17 protein-coding genes are annotated in these 20,731 nt (G+C 67.0%); 7 read left to right on the forward strand and 10 right to left on the reverse strand.

Annotation, left to right across the window (positions count from 1 at the left end):
- Positions 1–57: 57 nt before the first annotated feature.
- Both VGK32_07840 and VGK32_07845 read left to right on the forward strand, forming a co-directional pair.
- A complete protein-coding gene (locus VGK32_07840; protein ID HEY3381663.1) occupies positions 58–639 on the forward strand; it encodes a hypothetical protein in 582 nt (193 codons plus the stop codon).
- Positions 640–646: 7 nt separating this feature from the next.
- Positions 647–2,068 carry a sigma-54 dependent transcriptional regulator gene (locus tag VGK32_07845; protein ID HEY3381664.1) on the forward strand — a complete coding sequence of 474 codons (1,422 nt, stop codon included), beginning with the start codon at positions 647–649 and terminating at the stop codon, positions 2,066–2,068.
- 5 nt (positions 2,069–2,073) lie between these two features.
- Here VGK32_07845 and aroB read toward each other — a convergent pair whose 3' ends face one another.
- Entirely contained in the window at positions 2,074–3,159 is a 1,086-nt protein-coding gene (gene aroB, locus VGK32_07850; GenBank protein ID HEY3381665.1) for a 3-dehydroquinate synthase, read from the reverse strand.
- 116 nt (positions 3,160–3,275) lie between these two features.
- On the opposite strand from aroB, the gene proS reads away from it, so the two are divergent.
- Positions 3,276–4,763 (forward strand): proline--tRNA ligase, encoded by a 1,488-nt coding sequence (proS, locus tag VGK32_07855; GenBank protein ID HEY3381666.1) that lies wholly within the window; start codon positions 3,276–3,278, stop codon positions 4,761–4,763.
- Positions 4,764–4,831: 68 nt separating this feature from the next.
- Here proS and VGK32_07860 read toward each other — a convergent pair whose 3' ends face one another.
- Genes VGK32_07860 through tatA form a run of 3 tightly spaced genes read right to left on the reverse strand, consistent with a single transcriptional unit; the run spans position 4,832 to position 7,117 of the window.
- A complete protein-coding gene (locus VGK32_07860) occupies positions 4,832–5,917 on the reverse strand; it encodes a hypothetical protein (protein ID HEY3381667.1) in 1,086 nt (361 codons plus the stop codon).
- 52 nt (positions 5,918–5,969) lie between these two features.
- Entirely contained in the window at positions 5,970–6,797 is an 828-nt protein-coding gene (gene tatC / locus VGK32_07865; GenBank protein HEY3381668.1) for a twin-arginine translocase subunit TatC, read from the reverse strand.
- A complete protein-coding gene (gene tatA, locus VGK32_07870) occupies positions 6,797–7,117 on the reverse strand; it encodes a twin-arginine translocase TatA/TatE family subunit (GenBank protein ID HEY3381669.1) in 321 nt (106 codons plus the stop codon). The genes tatC and tatA overlap by 1 nt, the downstream gene beginning before the upstream one ends.
- 225 nt (positions 7,118–7,342) lie before the next feature.
- Between tatA and VGK32_07875 the strand changes: the two genes are divergently transcribed.
- The 4 genes from VGK32_07875 to VGK32_07890 all read left to right on the forward strand — a co-directional run bounded on the left by VGK32_07875 (position 7,343) and on the right by VGK32_07890 (position 14,939).
- The gene (locus VGK32_07875) at positions 7,343–8,959 is read left to right on the forward strand and encodes a S41 family peptidase (GenBank protein HEY3381670.1); all 1,617 of its coding nucleotides are present in this window, start codon (positions 7,343–7,345) and stop codon (positions 8,957–8,959) included.
- Positions 8,960–9,172: 213 nt separating this feature from the next.
- Positions 9,173–12,904, forward strand: coding sequence for a chromosome segregation protein SMC (smc, locus tag VGK32_07880; protein HEY3381671.1), 3,732 nt, complete (start codon positions 9,173–9,175; stop codon positions 12,902–12,904).
- A gap of 104 nt (positions 12,905–13,008) precedes the next feature.
- A complete protein-coding gene (locus VGK32_07885; GenBank protein HEY3381672.1) occupies positions 13,009–13,809 on the forward strand; it encodes a DUF4097 family beta strand repeat-containing protein in 801 nt (266 codons plus the stop codon).
- Positions 13,806–14,939 (forward strand): M48 family metallopeptidase, encoded by a 1,134-nt coding sequence (locus VGK32_07890; GenBank protein HEY3381673.1) that lies wholly within the window; start codon positions 13,806–13,808, stop codon positions 14,937–14,939. The genes VGK32_07885 and VGK32_07890 overlap by 4 nt, the downstream gene beginning before the upstream one ends.
- A gap of 95 nt (positions 14,940–15,034) precedes the next feature.
- On the opposite strand, the gene VGK32_07895 is transcribed toward VGK32_07890, so the two are convergent.
- The 6 genes from VGK32_07895 to VGK32_07920 all read right to left on the reverse strand — a co-directional run bounded on the left by VGK32_07895 (position 15,035) and on the right by VGK32_07920 (position 20,722).
- Entirely contained in the window at positions 15,035–15,466 is a 432-nt protein-coding gene (locus VGK32_07895) for a nuclear transport factor 2 family protein (GenBank protein ID HEY3381674.1), read from the reverse strand.
- Positions 15,467–15,601: 135 nt separating this feature from the next.
- Complete coding sequence (locus tag VGK32_07900) at positions 15,602–16,042, reverse strand: cupredoxin domain-containing protein (GenBank protein ID HEY3381675.1); 441 nt, start codon at positions 16,040–16,042, stop codon at positions 15,602–15,604.
- Between the two features lie 99 nt (positions 16,043–16,141).
- Complete coding sequence (gene pnp / locus VGK32_07905; GenBank protein HEY3381676.1) at positions 16,142–18,361, reverse strand: polyribonucleotide nucleotidyltransferase; 2,220 nt, start codon at positions 18,359–18,361, stop codon at positions 16,142–16,144.
- A gap of 135 nt (positions 18,362–18,496) precedes the next feature.
- The gene (rpsO, locus tag VGK32_07910; protein HEY3381677.1) at positions 18,497–18,766 is read right to left on the reverse strand and encodes a 30S ribosomal protein S15; all 270 of its coding nucleotides are present in this window, start codon (positions 18,764–18,766) and stop codon (positions 18,497–18,499) included.
- Between the two features lie 91 nt (positions 18,767–18,857).
- Positions 18,858–19,784 (reverse strand): tRNA pseudouridine(55) synthase TruB, encoded by a 927-nt coding sequence (truB, locus tag VGK32_07915; protein HEY3381678.1) that lies wholly within the window; start codon positions 19,782–19,784, stop codon positions 18,858–18,860.
- The gene (locus tag VGK32_07920; GenBank protein HEY3381679.1) at positions 19,772–20,722 is read right to left on the reverse strand and encodes a bifunctional oligoribonuclease/PAP phosphatase NrnA; all 951 of its coding nucleotides are present in this window, start codon (positions 20,720–20,722) and stop codon (positions 19,772–19,774) included. The genes truB and VGK32_07920 overlap by 13 nt, the downstream gene beginning before the upstream one ends.
- Positions 20,723–20,731: the final 9 nt, after the last annotated feature.

Raw genomic sequence — 20,731 nt, forward strand, 5'->3', positions numbered from 1 at the left:
GGGATCGGCCGATACAGAATACGAGTGAGTGTCGGCAAGAGCCGGCTGGGAGTCGCCATGAGGATCTCGACGCTTGCCTGGGTGTTGCTTGCCGCGCTGGGAGTGACGGAAGTGGCCCGGGCACAGACGCTTGCAGACGTTGCGCGGAAGGAAGAAGAACGGCGGAAGGCCCTCAAGACGTCGGGCAAGGTGTACACGAACGACGACTTGAAGAGGTATCCAGTCTCCACCGCGCCTGCCTCGGAGGGCGACAAGGCGGCTGCAGGTGCGGGCAACACGACAGTGAAGCCCGAGGGCGCAGTTGACGCCAAGGCTGGGGCTGCAGCGCAGGCGAAGGAGCAGGCGGCCACCGAAGAGAAGGGCGAAGCGTACTGGAGGAACCTGCTCTCCCAGACCCGCACCCAGCTCGAGCGCAGCCAGTCGTTCCTCGAGGCGCTGCAGAGTCGCGTCAACGGGCTCACCGCCGACTTCTACGCTCGCGACGATCCCGCACAGCGGACGCAGCTCTGGAACCAGCGCACCAAGGCGCTCGAGGAGATGGAGCGTCTCAAGAAGGACATCGCGGACTCCACCAGACAGCTGAACAAGATCCAGGATGACGCGCGCCGTGCCGGCGTGCCGCCGGGTTGGCTGCGGTAGGAGCGGCATGGCAGTCCGTGCGGCTTCGCCTCCTGTGGCCCGCGCCCCGGTCCTGATCGTCGAGGACCGGGATTCGCTCCGCACGATGCTCCGTCGTGCGCTCGAATCCCACGGCCATGCGGTCGTCGAGGCACGTGACGAGCCGGAGGCTGCCGAGCAGTTGCGCGCCGCAGCACCCGCCCTCGTCCTCACCGATCTGCGTCTGCCCCGCGGCGACGGATTCGCCGTCATCAAGGTCGCCAAGGCCTTCGATCCCGATCTGCCGGTCGTCGTCATGACCGCCTACGGCAGCATTCAGGACGCCGTCGCGGCCATGAAGCAGGGTGCCCTCGATTTCCTCGCCAAACCCGTCGATCCCGATCATCTTCTGCTCATTGTCGAGCGCGCGATGGCTCAGCGGCGACTCGTGGCCGAGTACCTGCTGCTGAAGGAGGAACTGGCGTCCCACCGGGGGCTGCCGCAGATCGTCGGCGATGCTCCGGCGCTCAAGCAGGTGTCGGTGGCACTTCAGCGGGCAGCCGGCACGGAGACGACGGTGCTCCTCGAGGGCGAGAGCGGGACGGGCAAGGAACTGTTCGCCCGCGCGCTCCACGCCTTGAGTCCGCGCAGCGGCGGTCCGTTCGTGGCGATCAACTGCGCGGCCATTCCCGAACAACTTCTCGAGACCGAGTTGTTCGGCCACGAAAAGGGCGCGTTCACCGGCGCCGGGGTGCGGAAGCTCGGCAAGTTCGAGTTGGCGGACGGCGGGACGCTGTTCCTCGACGAGATCGGTGACCTGCCGCTGGCGCTCCAGGGAAAGATCCTGCGTGCGCTCGAGGAGCGCGAATTCGATCGTGTGGGTGGGACCGCGACGATTCGCGTGGACGTGCGCGTCGTGGCCGCCACCAACCGTCAACTTCGGGCCGCGGTTGCGGCGCGGCAGTTCCGCCAGGACCTGTTCTTCAGGCTGTCGGTATTCCCGATATCCATCCCGCCCCTCCGCGACCGTCGCGAAGACGTCGTGCTGCTCGCGCGGCACTTCATCGACCGCTTCTGCCGCGAGATGAAGAAGCCCGGGATGTCGTTGTCCGAGCACGCGCAGGCCGCGCTGATGCAATACGGTTGGCCGGGCAACGTCAGAGAACTGCAGAACTGCATCGAACGGGCGGTCATCCTGACCGACGGCCCCGTCATCCATCCGCACCACCTCAACCTCCTGGGCGCGGAGGCCCCCGGGGCGGCGGAGGCGCGTGACCCCTGGGGCGCGATCGACCTGTCCGGTTCGCTCGCCGGCGCGATGGGGCGGGTGCTTCGTGACGCCGAGCGAGAGAAGATTGTGCGGACGCTGGCCGAGGCGAGCGGCGACGCCGGTCTCGCGTCGGAGATGCTCGGCATCGCGTACCGGACGTTGCTCGCCAAGATCAAGGAGCATCGTCTGGGCGACGGCTGATCGAATCAGGCCCGGAATCCCACCCGCCGCAACGCCGCGGTCAACTCTTCGACCCTGACGTCGGTCACGACCGACGCCCTGCCGATTCCGGTGGGCAGCACGAAGTGCAGCGCGCCGTCGGTGACCTTCTTGTCGCGCTGCATCGCGTCCAGGATGTCGCCGATCGCGAGGTCCGTTACCTGCGGTAGCGGGCCGAGTTGCATGATGAGCGTGCTCAGTTGCGCCCGCTCGTCGTCCGCGAGCAGCGCGCGTGCGACGGCGACGTCGGCCGCGACCAGCATGCCCCAGGCCACGGCTTCTCCGTGCCTGAACCGCCGGTACCCGGTGACCGATTCGATCGCGTGTCCGGCCGTGTGGCCGAAGTTCAGCACGCGACGGAGGCCCGACTCGCGCTCGTCGGCGGACACGATGGCGGCCTTGATCGACCCGCATTCCGCGACCAGTGGTCCGAGCGTCTCGGAGGCTGCGTCCCTCAGACTGCGGCGGTCGCGCTGCAACCGTGTGAAGAGCGTCTCGCTGCACGCCATCCCGTACTTGACGACCTCGTACATGCCGGCCCGGAACTCCCGTCGCGGGAGAGTGCCGAGGAACCGGGGATCGGCGACGACGAGCAGTGGAGGGTAGAAGGCGCCGACGAGGTTCTTCCCGGCCGCGAGGTTGACGCCGACCTTTCCGCCGATGGAGGCATCGACCTGCGCAAGCAGCGTCGTTGGCACGTGCACGAGACCGATGCCGCGCATGAATGTGGCGGCCACGAATCCGGCGAGATCGCCAATCACGCCGCCCCCAACCGTCACGATGACGCTGCCGCGATCGGCTTGCGCCTTGACGAGCAGGTCGTAGACGCGGCCGACCGTCTGCAGGTGCTTGTGTCGTTCGCCGTCCGGGATCTGGATGACCTCCGCACCTGGCAGCGCCGCGGCAATCGGTTCGCCGTGCAGGCGCCAGACGAGCGGGTTGGTCACGACGAACCGGCGGCGGCCGATGCGCCGTTCGTCGAGCAGTGAACCGATCTGCGACGCGAGACCAGGGCCGACCAGCACGGCGTACGCCCCGCTGGCCGTGGTGACATCGATTCGAACGGGGTGCATGGGTCCTCTCGAGCCCGGCCTTTGGACTTCCGCGGGCGAAGCCAGGTAGGATAGCTTACACTGTTTGATTCTCGCGCGGTTCCTGGGGAACGGCGCACGCATGCGAAGGAACGACGATGACGAACACCGGCGACGGCAAGAAGGGCGGCGGCGACAAGAAGGGTGGCGGCGAGGCACAGGTGACCGAGATTACGCCTCGATCGGAGGACTTCTCGCGGTGGTACACCGATGTGATCCGGCGGGCCGAACTGGCGGACTACTCGCCGGTCAAGGGCTGCATGGTCATCCGGCCGTACGGCTACGCGATCTGGGAGCTGATTCAACAAGGACTCGACCGTCGCATCAAGGCGACCGGGCACGTCAACGCCTACTTCCCGCTGCTGATCCCGAAGAGCCTGCTGACCAAGGAAGCCGACCACGTCGAGGGCTTCGCGCCGCAGGTCGCGTGGGTGACCAAGGGCGGCGACGAGGAACTCGAGGAGCCGCTCGTCATCCGGCCGACGTCCGAGGCGATCATCGGGACGATGTACGCGAAGTGGATCCAGTCGTGGCGCGACCTGCCGGTGCTCATCAACCAGTGGGCGAACATCGTCCGGTGGGAGAAGGTGACGCGGCTGTTTCTGCGGACGACCGAGTTCCTCTGGCAGGAAGGCCACACGGCGCACGAGACCGCCGAGGAGGCCGAGGCAGAGACGCTGAAGATCCTCGGCCTCTACAAGGAGTTCTGCGAGACCGAGCTGGCGATGCCGGTCATCGCGGGGCGCAAGAGCGAGAGCGAGAAGTTCGCGGGCGCATCGCGCACCTACTCGATCGAGGCGCTCATGGGGGACGGCCGCGCCCTGCAGGCGGGGACATCGCACAACCTCGGCCAGAACTTCGCGAAGGCATTCGGGATCCAGTTCCAGGCGCGCGACAAGTCGCTGCAGCACATCTGGGGCACGTCATGGGGCATCACCACACGCCTCATCGGCGGCGTGATCATGACGCACGGCGACGACAACGGGCTGGTGTTTCCGCCGCGGATCGCGCCGCACCAGGTCGTCATCGTGCCGATCCCGCGCGGCAACTGGCGCGAGACGGTCCTGCCGCACGCCAAGGCGATCTTCGACGAGTTGACGGCGCAGGGTGTGCGCGTGATGCTCGACGACCGCGACGCCTACACGCCCGGCTGGAAGTTCGCCGAATGGGAGATGCGCGGCGTGCCGGTTCGGCTCGAGATCGGGCCGAAGGACATCGAGAAGGGCCAGGTGATGCTGGCGCGTCGCGACACGCGCGAGAAGCTGCCGGCCTCACGCGACGGGCTCGCCGGGCGCATCGTGGATCTGCTGGCGGACATCCAGCGTGTGCTGTTCGAGCGCGCGATCCAGTTCCGCGCGGACCATACGACCGAGACGACGTCGTACGACGAGTTCAAGCAGACCCTGGAAGGCCGCCCCGGTTTCGTCATCGCGCCGTGGTGTGGCAGCGGCGAGTGCGAGACACGGATCAAGGCCGAGACCCAGGCGACGATCCGCAACCTGCCGATTGAGGACAGCGCGGGAGGCGAGTGTATCTGCTGCGGGAAGCCCGGGATCGCCCGCGCGCACTTCGCGAAGTCGTACTAGACATCTTCCAGGGGCGGAAGCGAGTTCGGTGGTGTGAGGCGAAGCTTCGCCAGCAGCCTGCCCGACAGCTACCGTTTCGGTGGGCCGAGCAGCTCGGCCGCCGTGTCGGGCCACCGCGCCCTGATGCGGCGCGTGAGGGCGTGGCGTTCGGTGAGGCGCTCCCGCTCCGCGATGGCGCGGAACGCCGCGATGAGATGGTCGCGCCACCAGTTCGTCGATCCGCGCTGTGCCATGGTCGGCAGGGCGTTGGAGGAGTCGCGGCGGGCGTCGGGGGGATGCGCGGGTGCCATCCGCGCACAGGCGGCGGCAATCGCCTCGAGGCACGACTTGTCGCCGATCGCCCCTACTGCCGCGAGCATTTCGACGGGTGCCTGGTCGGTCTGCTCGATGGTTTCGCGCAGATCGTAGAGCGCGACGGTGCTGCCTTGCGCCGCGAGCGCCTGGTGGACGGATGCGCGAGCCAGCATCCACTCGCCGCGACGCGTGGGATCGCCGGTCCGCGATTCCATTTCGCGCAGTCGTTCGATCAGCCGGTGCAGCGTAGGCAGGGACGCACGCTCACCATCCGCCGCGAGCCACCGCTTCAACCGCGCGGGATCGTCCGGCAAGCCGGCCGCAGCCGCCTGGTCCAGCGCTTCCAGGGGGGGCTGCGCGGCTGGGGTTCCCCCCTCCTCGGCCCCGGCTGCGCGCATGCCCTCGTCCGGATCCTCTCGGAGGCGGTTCCTGAGCGGTTCGAGCGTCGGAGCCGGGAGGTTCCGCAGCGCGTCGAGCGCAGCCAGCCGAACGGCGGCTGGCCGTCGCGTGTCCAGGACCACCGCCGTCAACCGGTCGAGGACGGCCGTCCCCTGCGGCGAGTCGAGAAGCCGGCGAAGCAGGCCGGCCGCTGGTCCTCGCAGCAGGTCGTCCGGACCTTCGAGACACGCCTGGGCCGGTTCAATGGCCCGATGGTCGCCGATGGCTTCGAGCGCGGCGAGCGCCGCAACCCGGGCGGCCTGCACCCTGGTGGAGGTCAGCAGCGCGAGGAGGCCCTCGACCGCCCGTGTTCCGATGACCGACAGCCTCGCGACGGCGGCCTCGCGCGCGACGTCAGGGCCCGCCTCGATGTCCTGCAGCAGGCCCGACACCTCCCGGGCGGACGATCGCTTGATGACCACGGCTGTAGCTTACCGCAAACGGCATGAACGAGGGCAGCGACCCCCGCGAGTGTCAGGCCTCCTCTTCAGCAGGCGCGGATTTGCGCTTCTTGCCGAAGAGCCAGGCAATCAGGATGCTGAGCAAGTACAGGCCGATCATCGGCGCCGCGAACAGCGTTTGCGTCAGCATGTCGCCGCTCGGGGTGACGACTGCGGCGACGATGAAGATGATGAGTATCGCGTATTTGAAGTTCTTGATCAGAAAGCGTGCCGTGACCAGCCCCATCCTCGCCATGAAGTAGATGACGGCAGGCATCTGGAACACCAGACCCATGCCGAGGATCATCTTCACGTACAGTTCGAAGACCGGCTCGATCTTCGGCGCGAAGAGGAGTTTGTCGGTGGCGAAGCTCGCGAAAAACGTCCACATCCACGGGAAGAGCAGGTAGTGGGTGAACGCTGCGCCGCCGATGAAGCCGACGCTGGCCAGGAAGACGAACGGGAAGGCGAGCCGTTTCTCCTTCTGGTACAGACCAGGCGCGATGAAGAGCCACGCCTGCCACATCACGACGGGGATCGCGATGATGATGCCGGCCAGCAGCGCCATCTTGACGTAGAGGATGAACGCTTCGGTCGGCTCGGTGAAGATGAACGTGCTTCCCTTCGGCAGCAGCCGTGACAGCGGATCCATCACGAACTGGTAGATCCGGTCGACGAACCCGAAGGAGATCAGGCACGCGACACCGATGGCCGCCACCGCGACCATGATCCGTTTCCGGAGTTCGTCGAGGTGCTCGAGAAACGTCATCTTGGCGCCAACGCCATCCTCGGGGTCGGACTCGGGGTCCTGTCCACCGGGCGCCGGAACGCCGCCATGGCCGAAGAACGGAACGAGCGCCATTAGCTGTGCTGCGTCGGACCGTCACTCGGCGCGACGGGAGTTGTGGGCTGAACGGGCGCCGCGGCGGGCTCCGTCGTGGAGGCCTGTACGGTCTGCTCAGGGGCCGGCGCCGGCGCCTGGGCGGCGGGCCGCGGCTGACGCTGCTCATCCACGCGGATTTCTTCCTCGAGCGTGTTGCGCAACTCGTTCGACGCGCGCTTGAACTCGGCGATGCTCTTGCCCAGCGACTTGCCAAGTTCTGGTAGCTTGCGCGGTCCGAAGATGATCAGCGCAATCACGAAGATGATGATCAGTTCCTGCATGCCGATTGAGCCAAACATCGAACCTGCTCCTTCACCTTCCACGCGCCGCGCTGATGGACCGTGACGCGAAAGGAACACCGCCCGGTCAGGCGGCACACTGTCATGCTTCGACGGGTCTCATGGTGTCGGGGAAACCTCTTCTTCGGATTATAGGGGTCGCCTCCCGCACGGTCAAGGCAGGGGCGCCCAGCCGCGCGCCCGAACTCATTGCGGCACCATGGTTTATCTGCTAGCATCGAATTCATGCGCAGGTACGGAGTCTTTTCGGCCGCCCTCTTCGCGATCGTCGTCTCGGCGCTGGTCGGCGGCCTGTTCGGCCGCAAGGCACTCGCCACCGACGACCGCCTCCAGGATTACCGCGCGTACGCCGCGGCGCTCGGCGCGGTCGAAGCGAACTACATCGACAAGGTCGACTCGGCGCGGCTCGTCTACCGCTCAATCGACGGGATGCTGCAGACGCTCGACCCGCATTCGAGCTTCATGGATCCGGCGACCTACGCGCGGATGCGCGAGCGTCAGGAAGGCCACTACTACGGCCTGGGTATCACCATCGTGGTCGTGGACGGGGACATCACCGTCGTCTCTCTCTTCGAAGGGACCCCCGCCTACAAGAAGGGTATCCGTCGCGGCGACATCATCGCGCGAATCGCCGGCGAGGACGCGAAGGGCTGGACGAGCGATCAGGCCGTCAAGAAACTGCGCGGACCCAAAGGAACGTTGGTCCAGGTGTCGCTCCGGCGGCCCGGCTATGACCAGTTGATCGATGTCGAGGTCCCACGCGACGACATCAACATCCCGTCGATCCCGGCGGCGTTCATGGTGGACGGCCAGACCGGCTACGTGCGGCTTCAGGATTTCGCGGAGAACACCGACCGCGACCTGTCGACGACGCTCCACGAACTGCGGGGCAACGGGATGAAGAGGCTCCTGCTCGACCTGCGAAGCAATCCGGGCGGCCCGCTCGACCAGGCGATCAAGGTCTCCAACAGGTTCCTGCCCCAGGGCGCACTTATCGTCTACACGCGAGGGCGCGTGCCAAACTCCGAGCAGGACTACGTGGCGACCGACCGGAGCGAGTTCACCGACATGCCGCTCATCGTCCTGGTGAATCGCAACAGCGCGAGCGCTTCGGAGATCGTCAGCGGCGCGCTGCAGGATCACGACCGCGCGCTCATCGTCGGTGAGACGACGTTTGGCAAGGCGCTGGTGCAGTCGGTGTACCGCATCCACGAGGACGCGGGACTTGCCCTGACGACCGCGCGATACTACACGCCGAGCAAGCGGCTGATCCAGCGCCCGTGGGACGGCACCTTCGACGAGTACCTGAACTACACGTTGCGCGATCAGACGCCGAAGACCCACCCGGCGACCGACCTGCGGTACACCGAGGGCGGGCGGAAAGTGTTCAGCGGCGGCGGCATCGAGCCGGACCGCCGGCTCGACGGCCCGGTCGAGGGCTTCAACCCGACCAGGTTCGGTCGCATCTTGTATGCGCGCCAGGTGTTCGGCGTATTCGCGGAGCGGTACGTGGCCGATGGCGACACGCGGATCGCGCCACGCCCCGACCAGAAGAAGGTTGCGCGCGGCTTCGTCGTCGACGACCCGACAGTGCAGGAGTTCAAGGATTTCCTGAAAACGCAACGGGTCAAGGTCGACGACGTGGCGTTCGCACAGGATCGCGAATTCATCCGGGCGATGATCCACTACGACATCGACATGGCGCTGTTCGGCCTGTCCGAGGCCCGGCGCAACCTGATTGCGAAGGATCCCCAGGCGCAGTTTGCACTGCAACTGTTCCCTGACGCCGAGCGGCTGGCCGAACTCCGCCGGTCGAAGCCGGCGAAGCCGGGTGTCGAGTAGGCATTCCCCCTAGGTATGGTGTTCTTTCGGGTGCTTGCCACAAGAGCTTGTACTTGCTAGACTGACGAACCGACGGTGGACAGCCGCCCTTCCTGGCGGCTGTCGCCGTTTTCGGCGCCGATGACGGGTTCCCGGAGCGGCGCCAATTGCGGGCGCCTCGTCCCTCCGGGGCGGTGCCCATGGCGTGGCGTGCTGTCGTTCAGGTCACTTCCGATGCGTTTGCAGAAGTTGCAGATTTCCGGGTTCAAGTCCTTTTCCGATCGGTCGGAGCTCGCCTTCGATCGCGGTGTCACGGCGATCGTCGGACCGAACGGGTGCGGCAAGAGCAACGTCGCCGACGCGATCGTGTGGGTTCTCGGTGAACAGAGCGCCAAGAGCTTGCGCGGCGACCAGATGCAGGACGTGATCTTCAACGGCAGCGAGGCGCGCAAGGCGACCGGCGCTGCGGAAGTGCGTCTGATGCTGTCCGGGGTGACGTCGAGCACGAAGACGCCCGCGGAGACGGACAGCGAGGATTCGGACGCGGTCATCGCGCGCGATGTCGAGGTGACGCGGCGGTTGTACCGGTCGGGCGAGAGCGAGTACCTGATCAACGGTGAGATCGTACGCCTGAAGGATGTCCACGAACTCCTCATGGACACCGGGCTCGGCGCCAAGGCCTACGCGATCATCGAGCAGGGAAAGATCGGGCAGATCCTCAGTTCGCGCCCTGGCGACCGTCGTCAACTGATCGAGGAGGCTGCTGGCGTCACGAAGTACAAGGCACGCCGGCGCGCCGCCGAACTCAAGCTCGAGGCCTCCGAACAGAACCTCACGCGCATCGACGACATCATCTTCGAGGTCGAGAAGCAGCGTGCGGCGCTCAAGCGCCAGGCTGCCAAGGCGCGTCGCTACAAGCGACTGCGTGAGGAATTGCGGCGGTGGGAGAAGGTGCTGTTCGCGCGCCGCTACCGCGTGCTGGCCGCGTCGATCGAGTCGACGCGCCAGCGACTGGCCGAGCGCAGAGCCGAGGAGGCCGCAGCCGCCGGCCGGCTGTCCGCGGCGGAGGAATCCCTCGCGCGTACCCGTCTGGATCTCGCGCAGGCCGAGTCGCACGCCAACGCCCTGCGTGAGGAGGCGCACGCGCGCGAACTGGAGATCGATCGCCGACAGAATCACGTCAGCTTCAGCGAGCAGCAGTTGGTGGGACTGGAGGCCCGGAGCACCGAGATCGCCGACGAACTCAAGGCCCTCGAGGCGAGGCACGAACCTGCCACCGCCGCGTTGGCCGACCGCCGCCTGTCGGCGGCGCGCGCCGCAGAGGATCGGGACCAGGCTGCGGCCGTGCTGGCGGCGGAACAGGCTGCGTACGAGGCGGCCCACCAAGGCCTCCAGGTTCTCGAGTCTGAAGTCGAAGAGCGACGACAGGAAGTCTACCAGGCGTTGAGCACCATCAACTCCCTGCAGCATGCCATCGACAACGCCGTGGCGGCCCGCGAGCGCGTGGTCGATGAACTGGCGCGACTCGACGCCGAGAAGGCGGACGTCGAGGTCGAGGACGGCCGTGTGCAGGCGGAGCGGGCAGCAGCCAGCGCGCAGTTGTCCGAGGCGCAGATCGCACTCGAGCGCACGCGGGCCGACGGCGAGGCCAGGCAGGCCGAACTGTCCGACGCCCGCGAGCAGCACGAACAGCGGCGCCTCGAGATCCGCGCGAACGAGCAGGAACTGGCGAGCGTCGAAGCGCGCCTCGGTTCGCTCGAGGAACTCGAGGCGGCGCGTGCGCAGTACGGCGACGCCGCACGGTTCATCTTGGCCGACCAGACGGCCGGCATTCGCCAGATGGGATCGGTGGCCGACTACCTCGAGGTCGAACGCGGCCACGAACGCGCCGTCGAGACATTCCTGGCGGACCTCCTGCAGCACGTTGTCGTGGCCGATCACCAGGAAGCGGAGCGCGGACTGGCGCTCGTGCGGGAACACAACGCGGGACGTTGCGGTTTCCTGGTCGCGAGTGGGACGGTGGCGGCCGCGTCACCGGTGGCCGGGCCTCCCGTACCGGGCCTGGTGTCGCTCGCCTCGGTCGTGCGGATCGCCGGCGACCACGCCGCGCAGATCCAGCGCGCGATCGGCCACGCGTGGATTGCGCCGTCGTTCGCGCTGGCCACGACAGCTGCGCCGCTCACCGACGCCCCGGTCGTGACACCCGAAGGTGACGTCCTGCACGGGGCGCATCTCGTCTACGGCGGTGCGCGCGAGGAGTCACGCGGCATCCTCTCGACCAAGCGCGAGATCAAGGAACTGCGCGACCGCACGGCGGCTCTTCGCGAGACGCTCGAACGGCTGGCCGGCGAGACTGCGGCGGTGGCCGCGACCATCGAGCACCTGTCGCAGCAGATCGCGGGCCTGACGGCAGAGGCCCACGGGCGGGAGAAAGCGATCGTCGGGTTCGAAGGGCTGCTGGCGAAGGCCACCGAGAACCGCGAACGCCTGATGCGCAAGGCCGAGGTGCTGGCGACCGAGAGCGCACGTGCCGACGAGGAGAGACGGTCGCTGGAATCCCGCGAGGCCGAAGCGCGCGCGTCGATTGCCCGCCAGCACGAGACGTGGCAGGCGGCCGACGAGCGCCTGGCGCAGGCGCAGCGACAGTACCAGGACGCGCGAGACGCGGCCGAGGTGAGCAGCCGGCGGGCGGCCGATGCCCGGGCGTCGCACGCGGGCCTGGTCGAGCGCGCGACCGCCCTGCTCGTCGAAGTCGCGCGCCAGGAGGAAGTGCTCGCGGAACTCGAGGCGCGGGCCGGCGCACGCCACGAAGAGGCGCGACAGAACACGTCACGGCAGGAAGACCTTCGGCAGGCCATCGCCGACGGCAAGCGCCAGCTCGACCTCGACCTTCAGGATCTCGAACGGCTGCGCGGAGAGGTCCACCAGGCCGACGACCGACTGTCGGCGTTGCGCGAGGGGGCCGACGGCCAGGAGGCGGCCATCCGCGACGCCAGGCACCAGGTTGACGCGGTCCGGACGGAGGTGGGCGAACTCGACGTGGTACGGGTGACGGCTGAATCCGACCTGGCGCACCTCGCGTCCACATGCGTCGAGGCGGTGCAGGCGACGCTCGACCAGGTCCTCGCGGAGGTCGAAGAGGCGGAACGTGCCGGACAGGTGGCGCCAGGCCGGGCAATGGCCGACGAGCCGGACGAAGAGGCGGGCGACGAGGAAGGCGAGTTCCCGTCCGCGCCCGCCGTCGAAGGAGCGGAGGGCGGCGCCGAGGCGGTCGGCGAACTGCCACCGCTCATGGCTGCCGCCGCCGCTGCCAAGCAGCCGCCGGCGACGCCCGAGGAGGCGATCACCGACCTCAAGACCAAGATCGACAGACTCGGTCCGGTCAACATGATGGCGATCGAGCAGTTCGACGAACTCGAGACCCGCCACGGCTTCCTCACGGTGCAGCGCAAGGATCTCCGCGAGTCGATTGCCGCGACCGGCGAGGCCATCCGCCGCATCGACGAAACCAGCAAGGAACGCTTCCGCGACGCGTTCGCGGTGATCAACCAGAATTTCCAGGAAACGTTTGCCGTCCTGTTCGGTGGCGGCAGTGCCGGCCTGTCGTTGCTCGACGAGACCGACGTCCTGGAGAGCGGGATCGAGATCGTCGCGCAGCCCCCGGGCAAGCGCCTGCAGAGCGTGCAGTTGCTGTCGGGCGGCGAGAAGGCGCTCACGGCCATCGCGCTGATGTTCGGGATCTTCCGCTACAAGCCGAGCCCGTTCTGCGTGCTCGACGAGATTGACGCGCCGCTCGACGACGCCAACATCGGGCGGTTCATCGAGATCCTCAAGCAGATGCAGGAGCAGACGCAGTTCATCATCATCACGCACAGCCGGAAGACGATGGAGATCGCCGACCGGCTCTACGGGGTGACGATGGAGGAGCCCGGCGTCTCCAAACTGATCTCCGTGAAACTCAACTGAGGCCTGTGCCGGCTCGCGAAAAGCGGCAAGTATCCCCTTTTCCGGGCGGCGGCGAACCGTCACGCCTGCTCCGCCGTATACTCCCAGCAGGAGGGACTTTTGCTATGCGTGCAACGCGGAGTCTGGCGCTTGGCGCCCGTGTGGTGATGTTGGTGGTGGCCTCAGCCGCCCTGACGGCCTGCGACGTGGTGGTGACGAGCCTCAACGCCAAGGGCAAGGCCGAGGATACCTGGTCCCGAACCTATCCCATCACCGCCAATGGCCAGGTGGAGATCGTCAACCTCAACGGAGGGATCGACGTCGTCGGCGGTGAGGGCACGCAGGTCGAGGTCGTTGCCGAACGAACGGCTCGGGCGGCCACCGACGATGTTGCGCGCGAGTTCCTGAAACAGGTCGAGATCCGGGAAGAGGTGAACGCTGACCGCGTCCGCCTCGAGACGAAGGTGCCGTCGAATCCCGAGGGGAAGCGCGCCGAGATTCGGTATAGGGTGAAAGTGCCCGCCACGGTGTCGGTGCGCGTCACCGACGTCAACGGGGCCGTGGAGGTGACCGGGATCAAGGGGGCGCTCAAAGCGGAGACGACCAATGGCGGGGTGCGCGGCCGCGACCTGAGCGGAGCCGTCGAGGCGACCACGACGAATGGCGGCATCAAGCTCGCTTTCGCTTCCCTTGCGAGTGGCGGCATCCGCGCCGAGACGACCAACGGTGGCGTCGACGTGACGATTCCCGCGAGCGCGAAGGCGGATGTGAAGCTGTCCTGCACGAACGGGGGCATCTCGGTGGACGGACTCAAGCTCGAAGGCGGAGAATCGAGCCGTCGCCGGGTCGAGGGACGTCTGAACGGCGGCGGACCGAGCGTCTCGCTGGAGACCGTCAACGGCGGGATCCGGTTCAGCGGCAAGTGAACGAGGACAGGTCCGCCCGGTACCACAAACTGAGGCGCCGGGCGGCCGCCGTTTCAACGGCCTGGAGCGTCGCGTTGCTGCTGGCGTTTGCAGCGACGCCGCTGTCGGCCTGGTTGCGTGATTTGTCCGACGCGCTGGTGGTGCGCTTCGGGTTTCCATCCTGGCTTCGCCCGTCCGCCGTCGTCATCGCCTACGTGGCCTGCCTCGGTACCCTTCACGAACTCGGCTCGCTGCCCATCGCGTTCTATCACGGCTTCCTGCTCGAACGCCGCTACGGGCTCTCGACCGAGCGCCTGCGCAGTTGGTTGTTCGACCATGTAAAGGGCGGCCTGATCGGCGCCGCCTTGTCGCTGACCGGGTTCTGCCTGCTGTATCTCGTGATGCGGCAGTGGCCGGCCGCGTGGTGGGCGATCGCCGGCACAGGCTTCGCCATCATCGTCGTCTTGATGGTCCAACTGGCCCCGGTCGTGCTCATGCCGATCTTCTTCACGTTCCGTCCGCTCGAACGCCAGGATCTTCGTGCACGCCTCCTCGCGCTGTCGCAGCGCGCCGGCGTGGCGGTCGTCGATGCGTGTGAGTGGCAGATGAGCGACCGAACGAAGAAGGCGAATGCGGCGCTGGCGGGTATCGGTCGAACGCGCCGGATCCTCGTGTCCGACACCCTGCTCGCCACGCACACCGACGACGAGATCGAAGTCATCCTCGCGCACGAACTGGGTCACCACGTGCGCCACGACATCTGGCGGGGCATTGCGTTCCAGACTCTGGTGATGTTGGCAGGGTTCTACCTGGCAGGGCGGGTGCTCGTGGTGCTGGCGCGGCCGCTTGGACTCGCCGGCATCGCGGATGTTGCAGGCCTCCCGGTACTCCTGCTGGCGGCTGGCCTGCTGTCACTGGTGCTGGTGCCGCTGGCCAACGCCCTCTCACGCCGGATGGAGCGAGCCGCCGACCAGTTCGCGTTTGGCCTGACCGGACGCGCGATGGAATTCGCGAGCGCCATGCAGCGACTGGGCGCGCAGAACCTGGCCGAGGAGAACCCATCGCGTGTCAGCCGCTGGCTCTTCCACACGCATCCGACGATAGCGGAACGAATCGCCGCTGCGAGGGAATGGGCCGCGAAGCACTCGTAGCAGATTCGAATCGGGCCACACCTGCCTGGTCACCTCATCCCCGGGGCCACGGAGACCGCCGGCCGTCTGGTGCGGACGCGCATTCGGCGATGTGCCTACCGCTCGTACGCCAAGAGCCCTGTGTGGTAGATGAGAAGCCAGCCCGAGCCGACCTTCGTATAGCCCTTGCACGCCCGTCCCTTCCAGTGAAACGGCGCCCGGTCTGCCCTGTTGCACCAGAGGGTGTCGACGTCCACCACCGCAAAGCCCCCGTCGCGTTCGGCTGAGACGGCGATACGGACCGTCGTCCTTCTGTTGTGGACGAGTTCGTAGGCGCGAAACAGCTCGTGCCACCCTGCCTTCCAACGATCGCGGTTGTAGCGACCCTGTGGGAACACCCAGCTGGCAGGGTCGTGTGAACTGGCGTCCGGTGGCCACGGCCACACCATGTCGGGGTGGAAGAGAGACACGAGAGCCTCGGCATCCTGGTGGTCCCAGGCCCAGGTTTCTCGGTCGACCATCGCCTGGATCTCGTCCTCTTCGCTCACGTCGGCTTCCTCCATGCATTCGCCGTGCTGTTCTCGACTGGTCACCGGGCAATCAGCGGATGGACGCGTGAGGAAACCCGCGAAGGCGAGTCCGTGATGAGTCCGGCGAACCTGCCGCAGCCGCCTCCTGACTGCCTACTTCTTGGCCTTGACGACGAGTTCGCCCCGCATCTTCCGGCACCCGTCATCTGCCGTGAGGTTGCAGTAGAACGGGAATGCCCCGACCTTGTCGGCGCGGAACTCGAACACGGTCGTATGGCCGGCGGTTGTGCGCTTCGCGATCCGGTACGGCTCGTCGATGATGAAGCTGTGCGGGATATCGTCGGTCTCGAGCGTGATCTTCACGAGGTCGTCCTGCTGGACCTCGATGCGCTGGGGATTGAAGGAGTACTTGCGAGCGACGATCCGCCAGGCGTGGCGTTCAGGCGTCGCATCCTGCGCCCCAAGCGCGGCACTCGTGGGCTGCGGAGTGGTGTTCGTTGTCTGTGGGGCTGACGCCTGCGCGCGCGACCAGACGGTCAGGCCGACCAGAATGCCGGCACACGCGATGAGCAGGGCGCGATTCCTGTGGTCCATGGTGACTAGGTTACAGGTTATAGGTCGTTGGTGGTAGGGAAGAGCGCTCCCTGTCACCGAATCCCTACAACCTGTCCCCCAATGACCTGTCCCCCGGTGTCAGTGTCGCCGGTCGCCGCGACCGCGGGGTCCGCCGGGGCCGCCGCCGCGCTCGCGGCCACCACCGTGCTCGTGACCACCGCCGCTCGGCGGCTGTCCGTCCGGAGCCGGCCCGCCACCTGCCGGCGCGCCTTCATCGGCGCCCTCGAGCAGCGCCTTGCGGCTCAGCCTGATCTTGCCACTCGGGTCGATGTTGATGACCTTGACCATCAACTGTTCGCCCTCCTTGAGCTCGTCCCGCACGTCCTTCACGCGATGCTTCGCGATTTCCGAGACGTGCAGCAGGCCGTCCACGTTCGGCATGATTTCCACGAACGCACCGAAGTCGGTGATCCGTTGCACCTTGCCGAGGTACGACTTGTTCAGCTCCGGTGTGGCGGTCAGTTCCTGGATGATCGCAATGGCGCGCTGTGCCGATTCCTCGTCGGCCGACGCGACGTTCACGCGGCCATCGTCCTCGACGTCGATCTTGACCCCGGTTCGCTCGATGATCCCGCGGATGACCTTGCCGCCCGGCCCGATGACGTCACGAATCTTGTCCACCGGGATCTGGATGGTGACGATGCGCGGTGCGAACGTGGAGATGCTGGTGCGCGGCGCATTCAGCGTTTCCTGCATCTTGCCGAGGATGTGCAGGCGGCCGCGGCGGGCCTGTTCGAGCGCCTCGCGCATGACGGCCGAGGTCACGCCGGTGACCTTGATGTCCATCTGCAGCGCCGTGATCCCCTCCGTCGTGCCGGTGACCTTGAAGTCCATGTCACCGTAGTGATCCTCGGCGCCCGCGATGTCCGTGAGCACCGCGTACTTGCCGGTGCTCTCATCCATGACGAGACCCATCGCCACGCCCGCAACGGGCGACACGAGCGGCACGCCGGCATCCATCAGCGCCAGCGACCCGCCGCAGACCGTCGCCATCGACGAGGATCCGTTCGACTCGAGGATGTCGGACACGACGCGAACGGTGTACGGGAACTTCTCCTCGGCCGGAATCATCGGCGCGAGGGCGCGCTCTGCCAGGGCGCCGTGACCGACCTCGCGCCGGCCAGGTCCTCGCAGGAAGGCGACCTCTCCGACCGAGAACGGCGGGAAGTTGTAGTGCAGCATGAAGCGCTTGTACACCTCCCCGCTGACCATCTCGACCTTCTGCTGGTCCTCGGCGGTGCCAAGCGTGGCCGTGACGAGCGCTTGTGTCTCACCGCGCGTGAACACGGCGGATCCGTGAGTGCGCGGGAGGACGCCGACCTCGATCCAAATCGGGCGCACCTGGTCGAACGCGCGGCCATCGAGGCGAATGCCGCGCTCGAGGATCGCGTCGCGCAGCACCTTCTCCTTCAGTTCCTTGAAGACCTTCCGCGCTTCGCTGCGCCGCACCACTTCCTCTTCGGGGAGCGACGCGACGAGTCCGTCGAGGATCTGCTCGACCGCCGCGTAACTCTCGATCTTGTCCTGGATCTGCATCGCCTCGGTCAGCGGCAGAAAGACCTTCTCCTCCACTTCCCGGTAGAAATCGCGGTTGATCTCCTTCTTCGGCGGCGTCACCTTGGTCTTGCCGGCTTCCTGCGCCATCCGGTCGATCATCTCGACGATCTGCTTGATGGCGACGTGTCCGGCCTCGAGCGCGGCCACGACCTGATCCTCGGTCACCACCTTCGCGCCGGCCTCGACCATGACGATCCCGTCGCGACTTCCGGCGACGACGATGTCCAGCTTGGCCTGCCGCCGCTGGTCGTACGTGGGGTTGATGAGGAACTGATCGTCCACGAGCGCGACGCGGACCGCGGCAATCGTCTTCGCGACGGGGATCTCGGACAGCGCCAGCGCGGCCGACGCGCCGGTGATCGCGAGCACGTCCGAGTCGTTGTCCGAGTCGGCCGACAGGACGAGCGCGATGAGCTGCGTCTCGTGATGCCAGCCGGACGGGAAGAGCGGGCGCAGCGGCCGGTCGATGACGCGGCTCGTCAGCACTTCCTTCTCGGCCGGCTTGCCCTCGCGCTTGAAGAAGCCGCCCGGAATGCGGCCGGATGCGTACGTGTACTCCCGGTAGTCGACCGTGAGGGGCAGGAAGTCGATCCCCTGTCGTTCCGCCGACGCGTAGCACGCGGTGACGAGCACCACGGTGTCACCGTAGCGGACGATGACGGAACCGTTGGCCTGCTTGGCGAGCTTGCCCGTCTCAATCGAGAGGACGTTCTGGCCGATGGTCAGTTCACGCTTGTACATAGTTCTTTCTTGTCTCGAAGGCGGGACGCGGACGTCCCTGGTGACTGGCACGTGGAATCGACGCTGCGCACACACCACAGGGCAAGCGGCTGAACGTCGCTCGGGCCGCGTCGAGGGTCAGTCGAGACTGCCGTGCTACTTGCGGATGCCGAGACGGCGAATCAGGTCCGCGTATCGTCCGGTGTCCTTCCGCTTCACGTAGTCCAGCAACCGGCGGCGCTGGCCGACCAACTGCAACAGGCCGCGACGCGAATGATGGTCCTTCGCATGCACCTTGAAGTGTTCCGTCAGGTAGTTGATGCGCTCGCTGAGGATCGCCACCTGGACTTCAGGAGAGCCGGTATCACCCTCGTGCGTCTTGTAGCTGTCGATGAGTTCGGTCTTCCGCTCTTTGTTCAGTGCCACGTTCCATCACCTCCACGTACGGCCCAGAACGGACTCCTGCCGCCCAGACCGCCGTACATCACGAATCCCTTGATTCAACAGATCGGCTATTTTACTTCAGGACGACAACGGGATGCAAAACGCCGGGCCGATCGGAGGGGCGCGCGATGCCCACCAAGGTGCCGTCGGGCGCCAGCAGCCGGATGACGGCTCCGGTGGCCGCTGCCGCGTCCTGGACGGGCGAGGCATGGCGCGCCGCCACGTCGCCCGGACCGATGTCGTTCCCGTGCAGCGCCCGCCGCAGGCCTTCCTCGTTCAGCACGATCGCCGGATGTTCAGCGAGCAGCCCTTCCAGAGGGACAAGCCTGGCCAGGGCCCGTGCGGGCTGGGCCGACAGCCAATCCAGCGGAACGGCATCCTCGAGCGAGAACCGGCCGCTCTCGGTGCGGCGCAGGCGCTCGAGGCACCCGCCACATCCGAGGCGGCGTCCCAGGTCCTCCGCGAGCGCGCGGACGTAGAATCCGGCGGAGCATCGAACACGGATGTCCACGAGCGGCGCCCCGGCACGCACCACTTCCAGTTCGTGGACGACGACCCGGGCCGTCCGGACAGTCACCGGTCTTCCGCGCCTGGCCAGGACGTGCGCTCGCACGCCGTCGATCTTCTTGGCGGAGAAGCGCGGCGGAGTCTGGTCCTGTGGTCCGAGAAACGCCTGGAGCGCGGCCTCCACCTCGGCCGGGCCTGGCAGGTTGGCGTCCGCGGTGACCTCGCCGACCAGCACACCGGTGCGATCCCACGTGTCGGTGGCCATGCCGAGGCGGATCGTCGCCTCATAGGTCTTCTCATGAGCCGACATGAACTGCGCCAGCCGCGTGGCGCGGCCGATGACGAGCACGAGGACGCCGGTCGCCATCGGGTCGAGCGTGCCGGCGTGCCCAATCGCCCGGACACCAAGCGCCCTCCTGGCGACCGCGACGATGTCGTGGGACGTCGGCCCCTCCGGCTTGTCGACGACGAGTACGCCGTCTACGGCTGACATGGGACGGGTGCCGTTCCAAGGTCGATCGCGTCCTGCACGAGCGGGAGCATCTGCCGGCGGATATCGGCAAGGTCGCCGTTGACGGTGCACCCGGAGGCGTTCTTGTGGCCGCCCCCGCCGAAGCGGGCCGCGACGCTCCCAACGTCGATGCGGCCCTTCGATCGGAAGCTGATCCGAAATTGATTCGGCTCCCACGCCTTGAAGAAGACCACCGCCTGGACCTCCTTCACCGTGAGCGGCTGATTGATCAACCCGTCGGTGTCGTCGAACGTGCCGCCGGTCGCCTGCGCAATGGTGCGATCGAGGTACAGGACTGCCAGTCGTCCCGACTGGTCGAGCTCGAGCGAGCTGAGCACCGCGCCGAACATCCGAATCCGACCGATGGTGTTGCTGTCGTACACGCTCCGCGCGACGAGGACCGGATCGACGCCAGCCTCGAGGGCCTGGCGGCAGATGTCGAACGTCCGCGGCGAGATGCTCGAGTAGTGAAACGCTCCAGTGTCGGTCAGGATCGCGACGTAGACGTGCATCGCGATCTCATGCGACAGCGGGACGCCGAGCGCGTGAATCACGTCGAACACCATCTCCCCGCATGCGGCCGCGCCGGCGTCGAACCAGTTGATGGCGCCGAACAGCGCGTTACCCGGGTGATGGTCGATGTTGACGATGAAGAACCGCTCGAGGCCCTCGATCCCCGTTCGCGCGAGATCGCCGCACTCCATCACGATGACCGCGTCGAAGTCCCCGTCCACGCGATCGGCGATTTCGATGTCCGGGACGCCGGGGAACGTGGACAACCCGGGTTGGGCCGAGTCATGGTTGACGACCCGCACGTCCTTGCCGAGCGCGCGCAGGGCATAGGCCATCGCCAGCTGGGAGCCGATCGAGTCGCCGTCCGGCTTGAGGTGCGAAGTGATCAGGAACCGCTGGCGTCGCATGATCTCCTC

The organism is Vicinamibacterales bacterium, from assembly GCA_036504215.1.
Lineage (GTDB): Bacteria > Acidobacteriota > Vicinamibacteria > Vicinamibacterales > Fen-181 > FEN-299.

Coding starts and splice junctions, on each gene's coding strand:
- VGK32_07840 (HEY3381663.1), top strand. CDS start 58: ATGAGGATCTCGACGCTTGCCTGGGTGTTGCTTGCCGCGCTGGGAGTG.
- VGK32_07845 (HEY3381664.1), top strand. CDS start 647: ATGGCAGTCCGTGCGGCTTCGCCTCCTGTGGCCCGCGCCCCGGTCCTG.
- aroB (HEY3381665.1), bottom strand. CDS start 3,159: ATGCACCCCGTTCGAATCGATGTCACCACGGCCAGCGGGGCGTACGCC.
- proS (HEY3381666.1), top strand. CDS start 3,276: ATGACGAACACCGGCGACGGCAAGAAGGGCGGCGGCGACAAGAAGGGT.
- tatC (HEY3381668.1), bottom strand. CDS start 6,797: ATGGCGCTCGTTCCGTTCTTCGGCCATGGCGGCGTTCCGGCGCCCGGT.
- tatA (HEY3381669.1), bottom strand. CDS start 7,117: ATGTTTGGCTCAATCGGCATGCAGGAACTGATCATCATCTTCGTGATT.
- VGK32_07875 (HEY3381670.1), top strand. CDS start 7,343: ATGCGCAGGTACGGAGTCTTTTCGGCCGCCCTCTTCGCGATCGTCGTC.
- smc (HEY3381671.1), top strand. CDS start 9,173: ATGCGTTTGCAGAAGTTGCAGATTTCCGGGTTCAAGTCCTTTTCCGAT.
- VGK32_07885 (HEY3381672.1), top strand. CDS start 13,009: ATGCGTGCAACGCGGAGTCTGGCGCTTGGCGCCCGTGTGGTGATGTTG.
- VGK32_07900 (HEY3381675.1), bottom strand. CDS start 16,042: ATGGACCACAGGAATCGCGCCCTGCTCATCGCGTGTGCCGGCATTCTG.
- pnp (HEY3381676.1), bottom strand. CDS start 18,361: ATGTACAAGCGTGAACTGACCATCGGCCAGAACGTCCTCTCGATTGAG.
- truB (HEY3381678.1), bottom strand. CDS start 19,784: ATGTCAGCCGTAGACGGCGTACTCGTCGTCGACAAGCCGGAGGGGCCG.
- VGK32_07920 (HEY3381679.1), bottom strand. CDS start 20,722: ATGCGACGCCAGCGGTTCCTGATCACTTCGCACCTCAAGCCGGACGGC.